Annotated in this window: 14 protein-coding genes; 3 read left to right on the top strand and 11 right to left on the bottom strand. The window is 40.3% G+C overall.

The features are described 5' to 3' along the window. Window positions 1–218 precede the first annotated feature (218 nt). The 6 genes from ACYU0V_RS07385 to ACYU0V_RS07360 form a co-directional block, all read right to left on the bottom strand. Window positions 219–2,492 carry a molybdopterin-dependent oxidoreductase gene (locus tag ACYU0V_RS07385; protein ID WP_461849605.1) on the bottom strand — a complete coding sequence of 758 codons (2,274 nt, stop codon included), beginning with the start codon at window positions 2,490–2,492 and terminating at the stop codon, window positions 219–221. A 148-nt stretch (window positions 2,493–2,640) separates the two neighbouring features. Further along, on the bottom strand, window positions 2,641–3,270 hold the full coding sequence (mobA, locus tag ACYU0V_RS07380) for a molybdenum cofactor guanylyltransferase (protein ID WP_017385978.1): 630 nt from the start codon (window positions 3,268–3,270) through the stop codon (window positions 2,641–2,643). Beyond that, window positions 3,267–6,047: a molybdopterin-dependent oxidoreductase gene (locus ACYU0V_RS07375; RefSeq protein WP_461849603.1), complete on the bottom strand. Its 2,781-nt coding sequence runs from the start codon at window positions 6,045–6,047 to the stop codon at window positions 3,267–3,269. Before ACYU0V_RS07375 ends, mobA begins: the two co-directional genes overlap by 4 nt. Window positions 6,048–6,065: 18 nt before the next feature. Continuing rightward, window positions 6,066–7,688, bottom strand: coding sequence for a nitrite reductase small subunit NirD (gene nirD / locus ACYU0V_RS07370; RefSeq protein ID WP_461849601.1), 1,623 nt, complete (start codon window positions 7,686–7,688; stop codon window positions 6,066–6,068). Window positions 7,689–7,700: 12 nt separating this feature from the next. Continuing rightward, window positions 7,701–10,247: a nitrite reductase large subunit NirB gene (nirB, locus tag ACYU0V_RS07365; RefSeq protein WP_461849600.1), complete on the bottom strand. Its 2,547-nt coding sequence runs from the start codon at window positions 10,245–10,247 to the stop codon at window positions 7,701–7,703. An 11-nt stretch (window positions 10,248–10,258) separates the two neighbouring features. Further along, the gene (locus tag ACYU0V_RS07360; RefSeq protein WP_068557134.1) at window positions 10,259–10,600 is read right to left on the bottom strand and encodes a hypothetical protein; all 342 of its coding nucleotides are present in this window, start codon (window positions 10,598–10,600) and stop codon (window positions 10,259–10,261) included. Window positions 10,601–10,984: 384 nt separating this feature from the next. Here ACYU0V_RS07360 and ACYU0V_RS07355 point away from each other — a divergent pair, with 384 nt between their 5' ends. Both ACYU0V_RS07355 and ACYU0V_RS07350 read left to right on the top strand, forming a co-directional pair. Continuing rightward, window positions 10,985–11,575 carry an ANTAR domain-containing response regulator gene (locus tag ACYU0V_RS07355; protein WP_002115726.1) on the top strand — a complete coding sequence of 197 codons (591 nt, stop codon included), beginning with the start codon at window positions 10,985–10,987 and terminating at the stop codon, window positions 11,573–11,575. Next, entirely contained in the window at window positions 11,576–12,598 is a 1,023-nt protein-coding gene (locus ACYU0V_RS07350) for an ABC transporter substrate-binding protein (protein WP_461849597.1), read from the top strand. 5 nt (window positions 12,599–12,603) lie between these two features. Here the strand turns inward: ACYU0V_RS07350 and ACYU0V_RS07345 are convergent, their stop codons facing one another. Further along, on the bottom strand, window positions 12,604–12,690 hold the full coding sequence (locus ACYU0V_RS07345) for a hypothetical protein (protein WP_101664809.1): 87 nt from the start codon (window positions 12,688–12,690) through the stop codon (window positions 12,604–12,606). Window positions 12,691–13,391: 701 nt separating this feature from the next. Here ACYU0V_RS07345 and ACYU0V_RS07340 point away from each other — a divergent pair. Next, window positions 13,392–15,581, top strand: a complete 2,190-nt coding sequence (locus tag ACYU0V_RS07340) for a TonB-dependent receptor (RefSeq protein ID WP_104074388.1) — start codon at window positions 13,392–13,394, stop codon at window positions 15,579–15,581. Between the two features lie 368 nt (window positions 15,582–15,949). Here ACYU0V_RS07340 and ACYU0V_RS07335 read toward each other — a convergent pair whose 3' ends face one another. From ACYU0V_RS07335 to ACYU0V_RS07320, 4 genes are read right to left on the bottom strand one after another with little or no spacing between them, the layout of a single operon-like run. Then, a complete protein-coding gene (locus tag ACYU0V_RS07335; protein ID WP_104074387.1) occupies window positions 15,950–16,573 on the bottom strand; it encodes a GNAT family N-acetyltransferase in 624 nt (207 codons plus the stop codon). 21 nt (window positions 16,574–16,594) lie between these two features. After that, window positions 16,595–17,221, bottom strand: coding sequence for an RraA family protein (locus ACYU0V_RS07330; protein WP_104074386.1), 627 nt, complete (start codon window positions 17,219–17,221; stop codon window positions 16,595–16,597). After that, entirely contained in the window at window positions 17,206–18,084 is an 879-nt protein-coding gene (locus ACYU0V_RS07325) for a (2Fe-2S)-binding protein (RefSeq protein WP_063099020.1), read from the bottom strand. The genes ACYU0V_RS07330 and ACYU0V_RS07325 overlap by 16 nt, the downstream gene beginning before the upstream one ends. Continuing rightward, the gene (locus ACYU0V_RS07320) at window positions 18,062–19,972 is read right to left on the bottom strand and encodes an IucA/IucC family protein (RefSeq protein WP_063099021.1); all 1,911 of its coding nucleotides are present in this window, start codon (window positions 19,970–19,972) and stop codon (window positions 18,062–18,064) included. The genes ACYU0V_RS07325 and ACYU0V_RS07320 overlap by 23 nt, the downstream gene beginning before the upstream one ends. Between the last annotated feature and the right edge of the window lie 12 nt (window positions 19,973–19,984).

Here is a 19,984-nt window from a genome sequence, read left to right as displayed (position 1 = left end):
ACAGTTCAAATATTGCAAGCACTCATTAAGAGCAATTAAACTTTTAAAATTGCGCCTTAGTAGTGCTTTGATCTTTATTGCAAAATTTGTTCCAATTCTATTTATCATCCATAACTTTTTGGGTTGTATTTGAAATTTCGGCCGTATCGTTTTAGTTTAAACTTTAAAGCTTTACAAAATCAGTGCGGCGTCAACCTTTTATATGCCCTACTTTATTTCTAGCACTTTTCTAAACGGATGGGTACATATTTATGGTACGGTGTTTTAGATAAAGGGTCACAATGCTCACCAGAAATGAGCATGTTTAATTGTGGTCCAATAGGTTCCCCACCTTGAAAGCGCATGCCATAACCATGTGGAAGCGAAACAACTCCTTTTCGCATTCCCTCATCAAAATCTACAGTAACCTGAATTTCTCCATGTTGTGAGATACATTTGATTTGATCACCTACAGCTACACTTAAGGCTTCTGCATCTTCAGGATGAATTCTTAAAGCTCCTTCAGCATCTACTTTTCGCCATGCTGGGTCACGGTAAATTTGGTTGGCGTTATAACTACGTCGCTCACCTGATAAGAGGATAAAAGGAAATTCTTCAACGTTAACCTGATGATTTTTTAAATTTGTGAGCTCAGTTAACATCTCTGGAATAGCTAGACGTATTTTCTTATCTTTATAAGCTACCAGTTTCCAGACTTCATCATATTCATGTTGCGATAACACCATACCTGAACGTTGCTTTAATATCTGTTCAAATAGTTTGACACCTTGTGTTAACGGATTACCTTTATAACCTGCACGACTTACCGCTTTGGTGTATAACACAGCATATTGAATAGAGAGCGGCAATAAAAAAGCAACTGAACCAGCTGAGTTTTCTAACTGCTTACCTAAAGTACGATAGATAATTGAAGCTGCAAAAGGAATATATTTTTTGTGTCGTGCAAAAGTGAGTCCTAATGCCGACAAATACGGTAAATAGGCTGTTTTTTTCGAGTCGACTGAAGCTATTTTTTCTAAAATTGGAAAGCGTTTTGGAATCACCTGCATAGCTTCAAGTAATCGTGTATAAATTTCTGCCTCTGGCAAAGTATTCGTTTGAGCGGCCAATACAGGATGCCTGAGGTGAAAACCATTTTTAGGAAACTCAAGATTAAAGCCAGTAAATTCCCATTTTTCAAACTGGGTATGCGCTGGCAAAATGTAGTCCGCAAGCCTAGCGGTTTCCGTCATGGCAACATCCACCACAACCAACAAATCTAATGCTTTAAATGCTTCCTCATAAGCTGGTGTATCAGGATAAGTTAATAACGGGTTACAACTATCTACAAACACAGCACGAATTCGCTTTTCCCCTGCTTTTAAAATTTCATCGGGTAAAATATTAGGCGGGAAGAACCCAGAAATGGGGAACATTTTATGGTAAACACTACGTCGATATTTAGGCTTTCTTTCATCTGTATCGCTTAAGATTGGAATAAACATAGTATGCAGATTATTGGTACCTTGCTTTCCAAAGTTTCCAGTCAGTAAGTACAGTAGTTTTTCTAAATATCCGTTTAATGTAGTATTTAAAGTATGTTGAATGCCTAAATCAATACGTATACAGCCTTTTTTCGCCTTGGCAAAATCTCGAACGACTTGGTAAATCAAATCGACTGGAACATCAGCTTTAGCAATATAGTCTTCAATTGGAACTCGACTAAATGCTGTTTTTACGTCTTCAAAACCGTGCGTATGCTGCTCAATAAATGCTTCGTCATAAAGCTTTTCTTTAATAATGATCGCAATCATGGCTGACATTAAAAAAGCATCTGTCCCTGGTTTTAATTGCACATGGATATCTGCTTGTTTGGCTGTTTCGGTAACACGCGGGTCAAACACCACCATAGTTCGGTTCGGATCTTTCTTAATATGTTTTAGCGTGTCTCGGGCGTTGGGAATGCCATGGGCCTGAAAAGGATTTGTTCCAATGAAAAGTACATAGTCGGCATGTTCAACATCTTCTGTGGTATGGCAAGCCTGACTACCGAACAAACGACCATTCAGCCAGAAATCACCCGTTTTTTCTTGGGCAAGTGAGTTGTATGCATAATAACTTTTCATGGCCAGCAAAAGTTGTCGACCATACGCTGCACCTAAATGATTGCCTTGGCCACCGCCCCCAACCGAAGCAAAAGCAGTCCCACCAAAATCATCTCTAATCTGCACTAATCGATCAGCAATTTCTTGTATGGCAACATCCCAACTCACTTCTTGAAATGAACCATCTGGCTGAAGTTTTAAAGGTGTGGTCAAACGGTCTGCGTGTTGCTGGTAATGCTGTAATCTGGCAGCTTTTTGACAAATGTAACCTTGAGAAAAAGGATGTTCGGGATCACCTTTAATTTTGACAAACTGGTTATCTTTAATTTCGACACTCAAACCGCAGTTTCTAGAACATAAGATACATGCGGTCACATCTGTTTTACTTTGCTGAGCTGCGTCCATCATTTTTCTGGCTCCGTTTATTTTTATACATCTAGCTAGAATTAAAACAACAAGTTCCAAAATAGAACTTATATATTAGATAGTCAAGAACGCATCATTTTAAATTTGTTTATAACATCACTTTAGTTTGTAAATTGATAGAATCTAATGTTTAACTCGCGGTAAATATCTCTTTAAAAGCATTGATTTGTTTATATTGTTGAAGCTCATCCAAAGAGTTAATGCTATGAAAAAATAAGTTTTGTTTTTGAAATACGGCGACTTGTGCATGTAAAAGCTTAAAGCACTCTTTTAAACTTAATCGTTGTTTGTCAATTTGCGCTGTTATCGTAAGCAGGCTTTCACGCTTTAATAAGCAAAATGGGTATAAAGCATCCCCATTAATTGAAACATAGGCTGCCTGAGCTTGTTTATTTTTGCGTAGTGCGCTGTGTAATTTCGCAACGACTTGCGTAGGTATATACGTCACATCACAGGGAATACACAAAACATAATCTGCTTTTACATGTGACCATGCGCTTTTCATGCCCATAAGTGGGCCGAAAAAACCGGAAGCATCATCTTGAAAACACTTAATATCAGGCACAATACTTTGATAAATCGAATAATCACGATGACTATTTACCCAAATTTCAGATACAGATGACTTTAGTTTTTGATGAATTTTGAGTAGTTGCGTATCGCCATCAAATTGCTGCAATAGCTTATTTAAACCATTCATACGGCGGGCTTGTCCACCCGCCAAAATGACCAGATCAGTTACGGGATATCCCTTATTCACACTTCCACCTCTTGTTGGCAAGCTTTAATCAAGCCACGAATCTCAGGTAAACATGAACCACAGTTCCCACCTGCTTTTAAACATGCAGTAACCTGTTTTTCATGGGTAATGTTTTGTGTTTTTATCACGTCGATAATTTTATTTTTACCTACTTTAAAACAACTACACACTAAAGGCCCATCATTATTAGTAGCCGACATTGGCATACCCGCTAGTAAAGCTTTTCGGTGCAAGGCGCTCAAACGTTCTCGTTTAAACAGACTCGCTACCCAATCACGGTCTGGCAATAAATCTGGGGGTGCAATATATAGACTTGCAATTACAATGCCATCTTTCAAAATAACGCTATGGCTCAGTTGTGAAGAGATATCTTCTATGCTTAACCATTCAAAGGTTTCATCGGCAAATGGTAAAAAGCTTTTCAGATTCTTTTGAGTATCGTGAAAAGTTTGGCGGTCTGCAAGTTCATAACGGTTGGTTTTCACCATTTTGACCTTGGTCCACCATGCACAGTGATGTAGCGATTCTTGAATATGCGAATCGTATCCTTCACGAATATAGAGCACACCTTGCCAAGTGGTATAGAACGGCTGAATAGTTACAGGCGTATGTTTGAACTCAGGTTCACCTGAAATTGCATCAACTTCTGGATTAACGACTTTACCAATGCGGGCGTCGGATGCAACCTGTTCAGTCCAGTGAATCGGTGCAAAAATTTGCCCACGACGTACCCCCGATGAGAAGGTCACACGTAGTACACAACTGCCCCATTTCGAACGAACTTCTACTAAGCCTTGATCACGTACACCAAATTTCAAGGCATCACTTGGATGAATCTCACAGAATGGTTCAGCGCGGTGACTGGTCAAATTTGGTGACAAACCAGTACGCGTCATGGTGTGCCATTGATCACGAATACGTCCCGTGTTCAAAATGAGCGGATAATGTTCTGAAACTGCATGTACGGGATCAATTGCAACCGTCGGAATCAATTTTGCCTTGGCATTTTTATGACTAAACTGGCCCTTGCCAAACAGTTGTTGAACGGCTTTAGCGTCTTGGTTTTTATCCCATACTGGCCATTGCACTGGTTGTAGAGCATCGTACTCAGCATTACTTAGGTTCATTAAACCTTTCAGATTGAAATAACGAAAATTATTACTCTCTTCTCGCAGATCCATGTCTGTATTGTCTTGTGCAGATAACGCTGCATGCTCATTAAAGATGTCATTTGCACTCGCAAAGTCAAAACCATTAAAGCCTAATTTTTTCGCGACTTGGCTAACAGACCACCAATCTGCTTTTGCTTCGCCCGGCGCAGGTAAAAAAGCACGTTGACGTGAAATACGACGCTCAGAGTTAGTAACGGTTCCATCTTTTTCGCCCCAACCTAAAGCTGGAAGCAAAATATCGGCGTAAGCTGTAGTATCCGTATCGGCACAGATATCTGACACAACGACTAATTCGCATTTTTCTAAAGCACGTTTCACCTGATCGGCATCTGGCAGACTCACGACTGGATTTGTCGCCATAATCCAGATGGCTTTAATTTTTCCAGCTTCAACGGCACGGAATAAATCAACTGCTTTTAAGCCAGCTTGAGTCGCAATAAATGGGCTATCCCAAAAGGTTTGCACTACTTTTTGATGTAATGGGTTATCTAAGTCCATGTGTGCCGCTAGCATATTGGCTAAGCCACCCACTTCTCGGCCACCCATGGCATTGGGCTGACCTGTCATCGAAAATGGTGCAGCGCCGAGCTTACCAATTTTGCCTGTTAGTAAATGACAATTAATAATACTGTTGGCCTTATTTACGCCCTGACTTGATTGATTCACACCCATTGAAAATAGCGTGATTACTTTTTCAGTCTGTGCAAATTTTTCAAAAAACTGCTGTAATTTATCGAGTGCAATACCTGTACGCTTTGCCACATATTCAATATCGGCTTCTGGCTGACTGCTTGCCAAAACTCCTTGCAAACCTTCGGTATAAGCATCAACAAAAGCCTGATCGGCATGACCATTTTGATATAAATATTGAAATAGACCGTTGAACAATGCGACATCTTGGCCCGGTAAAATCGGTAAATGTAAATCCGCTTGTTCACAGGTACTGGTAAAACGTGGGTCAATTACCACCACAAACATATCGGGATTGTGGCTTTTAGCCTGCATAATCCGCTGATACAGCACAGGATGGCACCATGCGGTATTGGAACCGACCAATACCACCATATCTGCATGTTCAAAATCTTCATAACTTGCAGGCACAATATCTTCACCGAAACTCCGTTTGTGACCTGCCACCGCAGATGACATGCAAAGGCGTGAGTTGGTATCAATATTTGCAGTACCCAAATAGCCTTTTACAAACTTATTCACCACATAATAGTCTTCAGTCAAAAGCTGACCTGAAACATAAAATGCAATGCTGTCACGACCATATTGATCGATACAAGATTGGAATTTATCAGCAATTTTATTGATTGCCGCATCCCATGTCGTTACCACTCGATCAGCTTTGCGCCCCATCATTGGTTGTAAAACACGTGTTTCTAACCCTAAAGTATCCGCAAGACGGCTACCTTTAATACATAAGCGTCCAAAGTTGGAAGGATGCTCAGCATCCCCCTCAACTTGCACCACAGGTCCTTGAGATTTTTGTTGGACGTTTACGCTAACACCACAACCTACACCACAATATGGACATGTTGTTTTAGTGTTTTTTGCAACATGATCGGAGCTATCGACTTCAACGCTTGGAATACTATTCATAACTGCTCCTTTCCCTATTTAGCCTGCATTTTTTAATGCAAAATCTCGACCAAATAGCAGTTTATTTCTGAATGAAGAAACAGGTGTTTGATCTGCAATTAACTCTGCATACCACATGCCATCTTCAGTATCACCAAACAGTACTGCACCGATTACCCGATCGCTTTGAATGATAATACGCTTATAAATCTGGCGTTTTTCATCGTTCAGGATAATGTCTTCATAATCATCTTTCGGTTCAAAATTACCAGCCGAGAATACATCGACACCACTGACTTTTAACTGAGTCGGCACAGTTGGTGCTTTAAAAGTTAAGCTGCCGTGCTCTGCTAAATGGGTCGCACAAATAAAAGCTTGCCCCCACAGTGGTTCAACCAAACCGAAAGTTTGACCACGGTGTTCAATACACTCACCTACCGCGTAAATACTTGGGTCAAATGTTTGCATGGTATCATTCACTAATACACCACGGTTACAACGTAATCCTGCACTTTGGGCCAAAGCAATATTCGGACGAATACCTACAGCAAATACCACAAGGTCTGCGTCTAAAACTGTGCCATCTTTCAACCGAATTTGCTTCACATGCCCATTTTCATCACCAATTAATGCTTCAGTATTGGCTTCGGTAATGATTTGAATGCCTTTTTGCTCAATGCTATGACGTAATAACTGGCTCGCACGACCATCAAGTTGACGTTCCATAATACGGTCCATCAAATGCAATACTGTGACATTCATACCGCGTTGTTTTAAACCATACGCCGCTTCTAAACCGAGTAAACCGCCACCAATCACCACTGCATTGGTTTTTGAATCGCAGTATTCAATCATGGTGTTGACGTCATAAATATCGCGGAAAGTTAACACACCCTTTAAGTCAACACCTTGAACTGGTGGAATAAATGGTGCCGAGCCTGTTGCCAGAATCAAACGATCATAATCAACTGTCCGACCTTTTTCGGTGTAAACCACTTTACGTGGGCGATCAATTTTTACGGCTTTATCACCGGCAATAAATTTAATGCCTTTATCGTCATACCACTTTGGTGGATGCAACATAATGTCTTCAATGGTTTTTTCACCCGATAAAACCGGAGACAACATAATACGGTTATAGTTCCCCCATGGTTCTTCACCAATCACCGTAACTTCATAACGGTCTGGCGCCATATCAAGTAAATCTTCTAGACAACGCATCCCTGCCAAACCATTCCCGATCAGCACCAGTTTAAGTTTGTCTTGTGATACACCTGTATTGGTAATATAAGTTTTTTGCGGCACCGCGTTGACCCAGACACGACCATCAACAATTTTGCTCGGATAAACTGCCAATTTTTGGTCTTTATCTTCTAAACAACGGCCCGTAGCTAAACTGAAATGTTGTTTATAGATTGGAGATGCAACGACGCGTTCGCCTTGTAAATCACCAATAATCCCACGGCTCATCACATTCGCTTGGCTAAACGGATCTTTATTGCTCAGTACATAAACACGTTTTTCATGCCCCACACGGAAGATTGCAACCGCTTGACTGCCCACTAGCGCTCCTGCACCAGTGTTTGGGGTTAAATCATCGAGTGCACACACATCAATCCATTGATCATCAGGAAGCATATTTTTGTCTTGTACAATATTCATATAAGTTCTCCTTTATGCTTCAACCATTGGAATACGGTCTTCTGAACGTTCAGCTTCAGTTAATGGGCGAATTTGACCACGTTCAGTTGTAAATTGAATGTGTGGATCGGCCTGTTCATTTGCTCCTGCGTTGATATACGTTTGGAAGCGTTTACGAACTTCAGGATTTTCCACCGCAGTACGCCATTCGTCTTGATATGTGCCAATGATGTGTTCCATACGGCGCTCAAGCTCGGCAGCCAAACCAAGTGAATCATCCACCACTACAGATTTAAGGTAATCTAAGCCGCCTTCCATGTTGTCGCGCCATACACTCGTACGTTGTAAACGGTCTGCTGTTTGGATGTAGAACATATAGAAACGGTCGATGTAACGGATGAGCGTTGCTTTATCAAGGTCAGATGCAAGTAACTCTGCATGACGTGGTTTCATACCACCGTTACCACATACATAAAGGTTCCAACCTTTTTCGGTCGCGATAATACCAACGTCTTTACCTTGCGCTTCCGCACACTCACGAGTACAGCCAGACACTGCCATTTTTAATTTATGCGGTGAACGTAAACCTTTGTAGCGGTTTTCAAGCTCAATCGCTAAACCAACTGAGTTGTCTACCCCGTAACGGCACCATGTGCTACCTACACAAGATTTCACGGTACGCAATGATTTACCGTAAGCATGACCAGACTCGAAGCCCGCAGCATTCAGCTCTTCCCAAATGAATGGAAGCTCGTGAACTTGCGCACCGAACATGTCAACACGTTGACCGCCAGTAATTTTGGTATACAAGTTATATTTCTTCGCAATTTGACCAATCGCGATTAAACCATCTGGAGTCACTTCACCACCAGCCATACGCGGTACAACCGAGTAAGAACCGTCTTTTTGGATATTACCCAAATAGTAGTCATTACTGTCTTGTAAGCCTGCATGGCTTGGCTCAAGGACGAAATCGTTCCAGCAAGATGCCAGAATATTTGCGGCAGCAGGTTTACATATATCGCATCCTAGACCATGACCATGTTGATGAATCAAATCATCAAAAGTTTTGATTTCATTGATACGAACCAAGTGATACAACTCTTGACGCGAGTACGGGAAGTGTTCGCAAATGTGGTTATTTACAGTTACACCTTGACGTTGTAACTCTGACTTCAACACTTGTGTCACTAATGGTGCACAGCCACCACAGGCTGTTGCTGCTTTGGTGCATTTCTTTAATGCACCTAAAGAGGTCGAACCATCGCTAATTGCTTGGCAGATGTCTGCTTTTGATACGTTGTTACATGAACAAATGGTTGCGCTGTCTGGAAGTAAATCTACACCGCTACCACCAGACTTACCTGCTGATTGTTCAAAACCAGGCATAATCAAGCTTTCAGGAACCTCAGGTAAAGCCAGACCGTTTAACATCATTTGTAAAAGATCGTTGTATTCTTTGGCATCACCCACCAAAACCGCACCCAGCAATTTGGTTTTATCTGCATTTACAACTATCTTTTTATAAACCAGTGCATGCTCATCTGCATAGAAATAGCTTAATGCACCCGGAGTCATGGCATGCGCATCACCTACAGAAGCAACGTCCACACCCATCAACTTCAACTTGGTGCTCATGTCTGCACCGGCGAAGCAATTACACTCTTCATCTAAAATGTGTTTTGCTGCAATACGCGCCATGTCATAGCCCGGTGCAACCAAACCATAAATTTTATTTTGCCAAAGCGCACATTCACCAATGGCATAAATATTGTTATCTGAAGTTTGGCAATAATCATTAATGACGATACCGCCACGCTCACCAATCGCCAAACCACTGTTACGCGCAAGTTCATCACGTGGACGGATCCCCGCAGAGAATAAAATGACATCTGCTTCAAGCTCGCTACCATCTGCAAATTTCATTACATGTGTAGTGCTGTTGCCACATTCGATAGATTGTGTCGCTTTTTGTGTATGAACTTTTACACCAAGGTCTTCAATTTTACGGCGTAAAACTTTACCGCCCAAATCATCAATTTGAACTGCCATTAAACGTGGCGCAAACTCAACAACATGTGTTTCTAAATCTAAATCACGTAAAGCTTTTGCAGCTTCAAGTCCAAGTAAACCACCACCAATGACTACGCCTGTTTTTGCATTAAGACTCGCTGCACGAATCGCGTCTAAGTCTTCAATGGTACGATAAACAAAACAGTTTTCGCGGTCATTGCCCGGAATGGGTGGAACGAATGCATACGAACCTGTTGCCAATACCAATTTGTCATAGCTGATGACATCACCATGATTGGTTGTAACTGTTTGCGCAGCTGTATCAATTGCTGTGGCTTTGGTGTTTAAACGTAAGTCAATGCCATGTGCATCAGCAAAGTCAAAACGAGCTAAAGATAAATCTTTTGCCGATTTCCCTGAGAAATATTCGGTTAAATGTACACGGTCATACGCGATACGAGGTTCTTCCGCGAGAATCGTGATTTCCAGTTCATCATCTGCTTTTTCTAAAATGGCTTCGATGAATTTGTGGCCCACCATACCATGACCAATCATTACCAATTTCATAGTGTTTCTCCTCAAATCACGTTGCTTTTAAGCTGCGTTATTGTGTTCTCAAATAGACATTGTTTTTTTGCCTTGTGTTCTACCGAGAAGCGAATCAATCTCACAAAGCATGTAGCTGCTTGGAATCCATTTTTCCCACTCGTTAATGACACCCAATGCACAGCAAAGTCATAAAAAGAAATAAAAAAAGCGAGCCCCCTCATAGAGAAGGCTCGCATCGCTGGAACTGAAAAATTAGATAATTCAGATGTAACTTTTTTATGCAATAAAAATAAAGACATGGCCTTCACTCCGACTGAACGTAAATTCTTTGTGTGCACAGTTGCACTCACAAATTCGATCAGAACGGACATCGTTGGCCGTCTTTAAAACTTATGGTCGTCTTCGACCTGTAATTAAGTAAGCATTTTGCATGCCAATTCTTATATAAATTTAATTTAAAAATTTTTTATTTTTAATTTCATATAGATATAATTTCGCCAGCTATCTTATAAAAATAATGTCTTATTCTATTTGCCCCATCGCTGTACACTTAAATGCTTAAGATAAAAATATGTCTTGCCACAAAATGAATCGTATTTTTGCACCAAGACTGACCACATTCATTCTTTAGCTTGCTGAAATGCCACTTAAACTGGATTTTTTGTTTAGTTTTGGATGGCACTAATCTTGCTTAAAACCTCATAACAAAAAACGCGTCGAATTGGCGCATTTTCTTAGCCTGATTTTCTGAACTTATGCCAAAACTCAAAATAGCCCTTATTGATGATGATCATGCGCGAGCAGACTATATAAGAAAAAGTCTGCTTGAAAATGATTTTGAAGTGGTCGCTTGCCTTACTTTGGACCATTTAAATATTTTTCGTCTCGAGCATTTACAAGCCGATGTGATCTTGCTCGATATGGATCATCCTCATCGTGACATTATTGAAAGTTGTGTGAGTAGCTATGACCTACCGACTGTCCTGTTTACTAAAAATTCAGATAAAGACACCATCAAACAAGCCATCGATGCGGGAGTAACGGCTTATATTGTAGATGGCATAGACCCTGCCCGTTTACATACCATTTTAGAAATCTCGATTGAGCAATATAAAAAGCACAAAAAACTCGAAGGTGATTTAAAAGAGGCTCAAACAAAACTGGCTGATCGTAAAGATGTTGAAAAGGCCAAAGTATTACTCATGCAACTGCATGGCTTACCTGAAGATACAGCTTTCCAACTTCTTAGAAAAAATGCCATGAGTCACCGTATAACGATTGGAGAAATGGCACGGCGGTTACTTGATGCCCAAAAATTACTCAACAATCAACTAAAGGATGAATAAATGAGCACATTAGAAAAGACTCAATTACAACTCGGCTATATTCCTTTGCTTGATTGTCTTGCATTGCTTTGGGCAAAACAAAGAGGCTTCTTTGAGGAAGTCGGTTTAGACGTCACTTTAGTTAAAGAAGCATCTTGGGCAAGTCTTCGAGACCGTCTTGCTTTTGGTCTATTAGATGCAGCGCATTGCTTATCTGCAATGTTACCTGCAGCGGCTGTAGGCACAGATCAAATTGGCACGCCACTGCAAACATCACTGGTTTTAAGTGAAAATCGTGCTTTCATTAGCTTAAGTCAAAAACTTACTCATCAACTTGCAATTCAAAAAAATGATACGGCCCAAGTAACAGCGCAAAAAGTGGCAAGCTATCTTGAACAAGGACATTCTCTTTCCTTAGCACATGTATTTAAGCATTCTATTCACCATTATTGTTTAAGAGAATGGCTCGCTTTAGCAAATCCTGAACTTGCACAATCTATCCAGCTTAAAACATTACCACCACCTTATATGGTCGAAGCATTAGACAAACATGTGATTGATGGTTTTTGTGTCGGAGAACCTTGGAATACTCAAGGCGAGCTTTTAGGCTTAAGTAAAATGATTTGCTCAAGTCAAAACATTATTCCACCTGTGGCTGATAAGGTTCTAGCCGTAACTCAAGAATGGGCTGAACAGCATCCACAAACACTGGTTGCACTCACCACGGCAATTATGAAAGCCCAACAAGAATTGAGTGAGTTAGACGATTTTGCTCCAATTTTAAAATTATTAGTCGAGTTTGGAATTGTGCGCTTCCATTGTTCAGAAGAAGTACATGTCGACAAATACTATATGATTCAGGATATTGTCCGTCATTTAGTAAAAGAAAGTGCTCTTCCAAAAGTTGAAGACTTTTATTGGCTGCTCGAGCAAATGCAAAAATGGGATGAACTTCAACTCGACCAAGCACAAATCACAAGCTTGGGTGCTCAATGCATTAATCTTGAGGCTTATGAACAAGCTAAACATCGCTATCGTTCATAACTTTTCTACTCATCAAATCGCCATAAAAAAAAGCTGTCTTTTATGACAAAGACAGCTTGAAAGACCCATAAGACAAAATGCGAAACACGCATTACTATACTTTTAGAATCAATCGATTCATTGAAAATATAGCGCTTATGGAAATGATCATATCTATCTAAGCGTATCATTTTCAGACATTTTCATATCAATAACTGCCACTTGATCAAAATCCCCCTCTTTCTTAATCATTCTTACAATTCAAACTAATAGCCAACATGTGCACCTCGTCCTGTTGACGTTGCTGTAAATTATTTGGCTTATGAATCGCAGTAGTTGCTGAGGTTTGCGGAAACTAAACAGCTTTGAACCATGCTCATGGCGATACTTATATCAGTAAAAAATTTGAATTATATAAATAATAAAAAAGCTGATGATAAGCGAAATTTAAATACTCAGCACCAGCTTTTAGCTAAAATCAATTAATAATTAAAAGTATGACTCAAACCAAAGGTATGCCCTTAGGTCCGCATACTAGATACTGGTGAAAAGGTAATTTCTGACTGCTGGCTATAAACCGTGTGATAGTCTTTATTCCACACGTTATAAATTCCAAAATCCACTCGCCCCTTATAAGCTGGAAAATTCACTAGGGCGTCCATAATCGCATAACCCTGTATTTTTAGGGGGGGCTTACCATGTTAAATAACCAATAAAGATTTTATATCCATAATAGTAATGACTACTATTTACATCTGTAATGATAATGAATACTATTTGCATCAATATTAATACTTACTAATTGGGTATAACAATGCGCTTGTCACACTTCAGTCTTTGCTTCCTTACAACAGCAATTTGTACCCATCTTTATGCCGATGATTCAATTAAAATAACTACTGAATCACAAAATGCTGAAGCTAAACTTCCGACAATTGTGATAACAGCGACACGTACACCCAAAAGCATTGCTGAAATTGCAGGAACAGTTCAGACCATTTCTGCTGATGAAATTGCGCAACAGGCTGGTCCAGGTCGTAAAGTTGCAGATGTTTTGACACAACTAGTTCCCTCTTTAGCACCAAGCAGTGGAACGAGTAGTAATTATGGTCAAACTATGCGTGGACGTAATGTACTGGTGATGATTGATGGCGTATCACAAACGGGTTCACGTGATGTAGCCCGTCAGTTGAATAGTATTAGCCCAAATATGATTGATCATATTGAGATAGTTTCAGGTGCGACCAGTATCTATGGTTCAGGTGCGACTGGCGGAATTATTAATATTATTACCAAACGTGCTGACAAGTCTAAGCCTGTTAGCTTTCAAACAAAATTAGGTGTGACATCGGCCGATAATTTCCGCAGTGACAGCCTGGCTTATCAAGTTGGCCAAACGGCTTCATTTTCAAATGATAAAGTCGACGGTTTTCTTGGCATAGACTATACCAATCGAGGTTCTCAATTTGATGGTAATGGAGATCGTATTTCATTAAGCCCTTGGCAGGGTAGCACTATGGATACTGACACTATTGATGTGAATGGTCGTGTAAACTTTAATTTAACAGATAATCAGACTCTTAGTTTTGGTACTCAGTACTATAAAGATGAACAAGATACAGAATATGGGCCTGATTATTCTTATTTGCTCACAAAAACAGATCCATCTTACAAAGCTGTCAAAGGTTGGAGCTTAGATAATCAGCCGTTTACTGAACGTTATGCTTTTAATACACAGTACCAAAATCAGGATTTCTTAGGTCAAGTTCTGAATGTGGAAGCGTACTATCGAAAGGAGAAGTCACGCTTTGTCCCTTATGGTTATTCAGCTGATGGTGTTAGTGTAAAGCAAAGTCAATCAAATGTGGATTATGCAGGTATTCGTTCAACTTTACAGTCTGATCTTATTGTTGCTGATCGTGATTTAAAACTAACTTATGGCTTAGACTATGACTGGGAAAAAGATCATCAGTGGGCAGACTACTATACACCAAGCAATAATGGTTTAGTTTATACCCCAACTGGAGAAAAACAAGGCTCAGGACCAGATACTGAAATTCAGAATATTGGTACCTTTATACAAGGGGACTATGCAGTAACAGATCAGCTTAATATTCAAGCTGGAGTGCGTTACCAATATGTTCAAGCGGACACAGACAGCTATTTAACTGCACGTAAGCCGTATACATTAATGGCTGCAGACTCTACAGATTCAGATAAATTCCTGTTTAACCTAGGTGCTGTCTATAAACTCACTGATGCTCAGCAAGTCTATGCTAACTTTTCACAAGGCTACAGTTATCCAGATGTGCAACGTGTATTACGTGATGTTGCAGCATATACCTTAACTACGTCTGGTATCGCTCCGATCACTGTGAATAGCTATGAACTAGGCTGGCGCTTGAACCAAGATAAAGGTTTAAATTTGGGCCTAACAGGTTTTTATAATACTTCTGATAAAGTCGTTCAATTTAACTCGGATCGTTCTGTAAATGTTGTTGATACCGACCAGCGAATTTATGGGGCTGAAGCAACAGTAAGTTACCCATTCATGGAAAATTATAAGGTAGGTGGGACTTTAGGTTATACAAGAGGCCAGTACAAGGATGGAGCCAATAATTGGCATGAGTTAAATGCTTTTGCAGTTTCACCAATGAAAGGTACGTTGTTTGCCGAATGGAATAATACGGCAGGCTATGGTGTACGTGCTCAAATGCTTGCGATCAAAGGAACTGATAAAGCTTATAAAGACGATCTAGAGTTAAAATCAGCTGGACTGAGTGATAGTAATAGCGCAGCAGAGATTAAAGGTTATACAACCATGGATGTATTAGCACATTTCCCTGTGGCGAAAGGTCGTGTGGACTTTGGTGTCTATAATCTATGGGGAAATCAATATAAAACTGTATTCGCTCAACAAGCAGCAGTAACCAATGCTAACTCATTGCTAGCAATCCCAGCCGAAGGTCGTACTTTTGTGCTAAGTTATACTATAAATTATTAAATTTAGAACTGGGAGGGACTGTTCTAAATTTTCTAAAATTAACGTAATATGCCTTATTATTTAATAAAAAGTCCAACCCTAGTGTCTGGACTTTTTTAATGATTTGTCACGTTTAACGGTTAATTATCAATCAATTTTTCACAATTTCATGTAGCCTCTCTTATTCTATTAGAGAGAAATACAGATATTAAAATTCGAATTTTTTAACAGTCTGAGTTAGGTTTTCCCAAAAAAACTTGCCCCTCATTCTTTAATTGATCATGGATTAAGATGGTATGTAGGAGCATATGATTATGAAAAATGATGCTATATATCAAACTGGTCCTGACTATTTGAGATAAAAAATTAAGTTGTTGATTTATTATATTTTACTGTACTCTCATTTCTGATTCATTTAGTCCATCACGTTGCCGATAACTTCCACAGCGTGAGTAAAATTCATTTCGATAACAATGATATAGAACTGCTGTTTTTTCTAACATCTTTATTTTTTTCTGCGCTTGGTAAGCGATATCTTCTGCAATATAGGCATAAGATTTTACATTTTCATCCGGTTCCCCCACAATTTTACTGGCAGCTGTATTTTCAAAAATAAAATAACTCATCATACGCATGACAGCTCTGAAATGCCCTTGCCCAAGCACATGTTTTTCACCAAATAAAATATGCCACCCAAGATCAGAGTCATCAGCATCATAATAAAGCGCCAGTCGATCGCGCTTGGCTTCATATATCTCAAGATAACCGACGTCTGTATGTTCAATCGTAATAATAAATAACCGCTGATGATCATCACAAATCATCTTTTCAAAATAAACTGCCAGTTCAAGCTCTGGTTTATTCAACTGCCATTGGGGAATCACATGAGGTTCATGCATCCATTTATACAATAATGGAAAATCCTGCGGAAGTTGCACGGCTCTTAATCCATAAGCTACTCCTCTTTCCTCGTAATGGAACTCATCCAACAGCTGTGAAGATAATGTCATCATAAATATTTACTCAATTCAATTTCATGCAGATACAGTAAAGTGGTAATAATCCTGTGCTGAATGTTCGCTAAAAAACTGATCCCGTTTCTGCCGTTCTTGGATTTCCATTTGCTGAAACTTCTCAAGATGATGACGGGCAATATCCGGACTCAAAATAAATACACCATCAGCATCTCCAACCATTAAGTCGCCAGGGGAAATACAGGTATCTCGCACCTTTATTTTCTGGTCAAACTCCACTACACACTCTCCCTGCTGACGTGTAGTCAGACAACTGACTGATGAAGCAAAAACGGGGACTTTCATGTTTCTTAAAGCAGTTACATCCGTTACAGCACCCAATATCACTACAGCGGCAAGCTGATGATATATGGCAGCGCGATGTCTCTGTTCTCCCCAACAGGCACGATGTTCCAACTGACGTGCATCAATGACCAGTACATCACCCGGTTGGCTGTTCAGCAAAGCCTGACGCAGTGCCATACCATTGACTGAATGCAATGTAGCCGTACGCACTCGGCCCACTGCATGCCCAATTTGGTTAATCGCATGAATCTGTGGTAAATGCCCTTGGTCCAATACATGACCAATGGTTGAACTGGCAATACCTGCATAGCTCTGGATTAAATTATTTAACTGGTCTTGCATGAGTATTTACCTCTGTGTTTATCCTGTCTCAGTAATGGACAGCTTGCACAATATTCTTTCTGTGCTTCAGGTAACTGAAAATAAAAGCAGCATTTTTTACGTTGGTAGGTGGTGGACGATTGCTGCCGACTCTGATCCAGTAAATAAAATGGGTTCTGTTTTAGACCCAGATCAGCTGCAGGTAAATCTATCAAAAACTGCCGTTGAAACTGGATACGACTGAGTAAGGCTTGGTTCCCTCCTTTTCTGTTCATCATGTCGTAAAATTGCAGAATCCGTAATGCAGTATTTTCCCACAACAAAAATTTCTGTACTTTCCCTATACGGGCGAGGACATCAAACAACTTTTGCAGGTCATCCAGCATGAATCGCACATATCCTTCAAAAGATTGCTGTTTTCTACTGATTCCATGCTGTAATTGAGGCAGATTAATCAGGTGCAGTGTTCTGTCCCAATACCAGTCAGGAGGCAATACTGTGGAAATACAAGATATTTCCCATGGCAAATCAATTTCCTCAGAAGTCACGGCATAAAAATATGGAAATAATAAAGGAACAGCCCAGTATTTAATGAACATGGATGTAGCGCAGGTTAAGTTCACTGCACCCACACGGGAACCAAAATCATTTAATGCTGTCAGACATGTAGAGGGATTTAGCAGATCTGTAAAACTCAGTATCTGCGGGCCCTCTACAGGCAGCACATCAAATTGAATATTCAGGCGTTCAGCCAGCAACTGCCTAAGTACTGGTATATCAGATTCTGTCATTTTAAAATCAGACCCAATATTCAATACTGTAATCTTTGACTGCACGCCTGAGTTTTCTCTATTCATGAAGTTAAAGAACACTCCTGAATACATTCGGCACAGTTCCCATACTGCTTGGCATACTTCCCACCCGATTATCTTGCTCAAGTAGGGGACGGATCAGTTGCTTATATGGCCACAACTCACTATCAAACAGGATAAGTTTTAATTCAGCGCGGGCTGTATCCGTAAATGGCACATCATCCAGTGCTTGCTGTAATTGCTGAGCCAATACGCGCCATAAATCCACCGAGTCAATCTGATAGAACTCTGCAACAGTTTCCAAGATACTCGCCAAATTGACCTGTATACCGAGTGTTTGCAGATAGAGAATCAAACTTTTCACACTGTCGTGATACAATGTAATACGAAAATCATGTGGACTCAGGTACTCCGGATCAGGCAGACCCTGCTGCTGCATCCACGGCTGATAAATACGGACAGAATCATGGTCACGGAGCATGAAACCAGCGAATTGCCCGTGTTCTAGTACAATACAAATATTTTGGCCATGAATTTCGCCCATCAGACCAAGACGGAACAGGCGCAAATTCACCTCAAAGAAATCACGGCATAATGCAGCAAAAGTATTGCAGATATGCTGTGGTGTGATCGTTAAATTCTGCCATTTTAGAATCAAATCAAATACACATCCCTGCCCATCCATCAGTTGCCCTAAGCTAGCCATAGGAATAATCTGATAAGGTGCTTGTAACAACTCAGCAGGAATTCTACGGCGCTGTGCAGCGAGATGCATCGGCCGTTCATTGAACAGCATTAAATTATCTGGCGTTAAATTATCCTGTTGGTCTGGAAGATATGCCCACCATTGATTTTCATCGCATAACCACAGACGTCTCTTCAGTACCTCATCTTTTTGCTTAGCAAGCTGCAATAATTGCTGATTTTTTTGCCCATTGATCATTTTTACAATCGGCAAAAAACGCAATGAACCCAAAGACTTAACTGCAAGTGGTAATTTTAGACTATCCTGTGGCTGTGTCACTGAAAGAAGACTTCTTAGTGACGAACTGGCGTACCAGCCGCTAGACTGGAACGCTAAAGGGATAATATCCTTATGGTGCAACTCTTCAGAAAATTTGTCGGACAGCACATGCTTGAACTGCCACGCATGTAGGGGAATTGCTAAATAGCTATCCCCCAGCGCTTTTTCATCGCACTCCTGTTTCAATATCAGGAACTGTTCCGCATTCAGAAAAATACGTGCAGGTTGCTGCCTGCTGATCTCAGTAATATCCTTCCCATAGACCAACTTTTCTTTATTTACTGCAACCCAGTGAACATTCATATCCTGAGCAAATTCAGGACTGAAATACTGATATTCATCGGGACTAAAACCGTCCTTTAATTTGGCCAGCGGATGATAGGGACGATCCCGCAAAGCAGCATACTGCTCAAGCTGTATAAATAAGTCTGCGGGATGCTGAGTTAACCATTCTGAGAAGGACAATTGATGTTGCTGAGACAATTCTGCATGCAACATTGCCTGTTTTAAATCTGCACGAAAATCTGCCAGTTTTGATGTATTAGCAGAGTTGAAGCAGTGTAATTGCTGCATGAAGTCAAATAGCTGCAATGCACTTAGTTTCTGAACATGATAATCCTGTGCTTCGTTCAAGCTAAGCTTACAGATTGATGCTCCAACATACATCTGCCAACGCTGTTTCAAACCCTGTTTCAGCGGTAGAATCAAACACTCAGTCTGTGCAGAATTAAATAAAACTGCAAAATGCTCTCCAGCTGTATAACTGTCAAAAATTGTTTCAAGTCCACGCTGAAACCTTTGTGTACATAGTCGTTGAGCCTCATCCTTTGTTAGGATCTCCGATTCTGAAATATATTGCTCAGCAAGTAGACTATTAACCAAATCCATCAATATCTCCTGCCCTGAAACGGCAGGTGAAAACACCATGGTATTCATTTATTTATCCCC

The sequence above is a fragment of the Acinetobacter sp. X9 genome (genome assembly GCF_054889255.1).
This window is presented reverse-complemented; position numbering and strand designations above follow the sequence as displayed.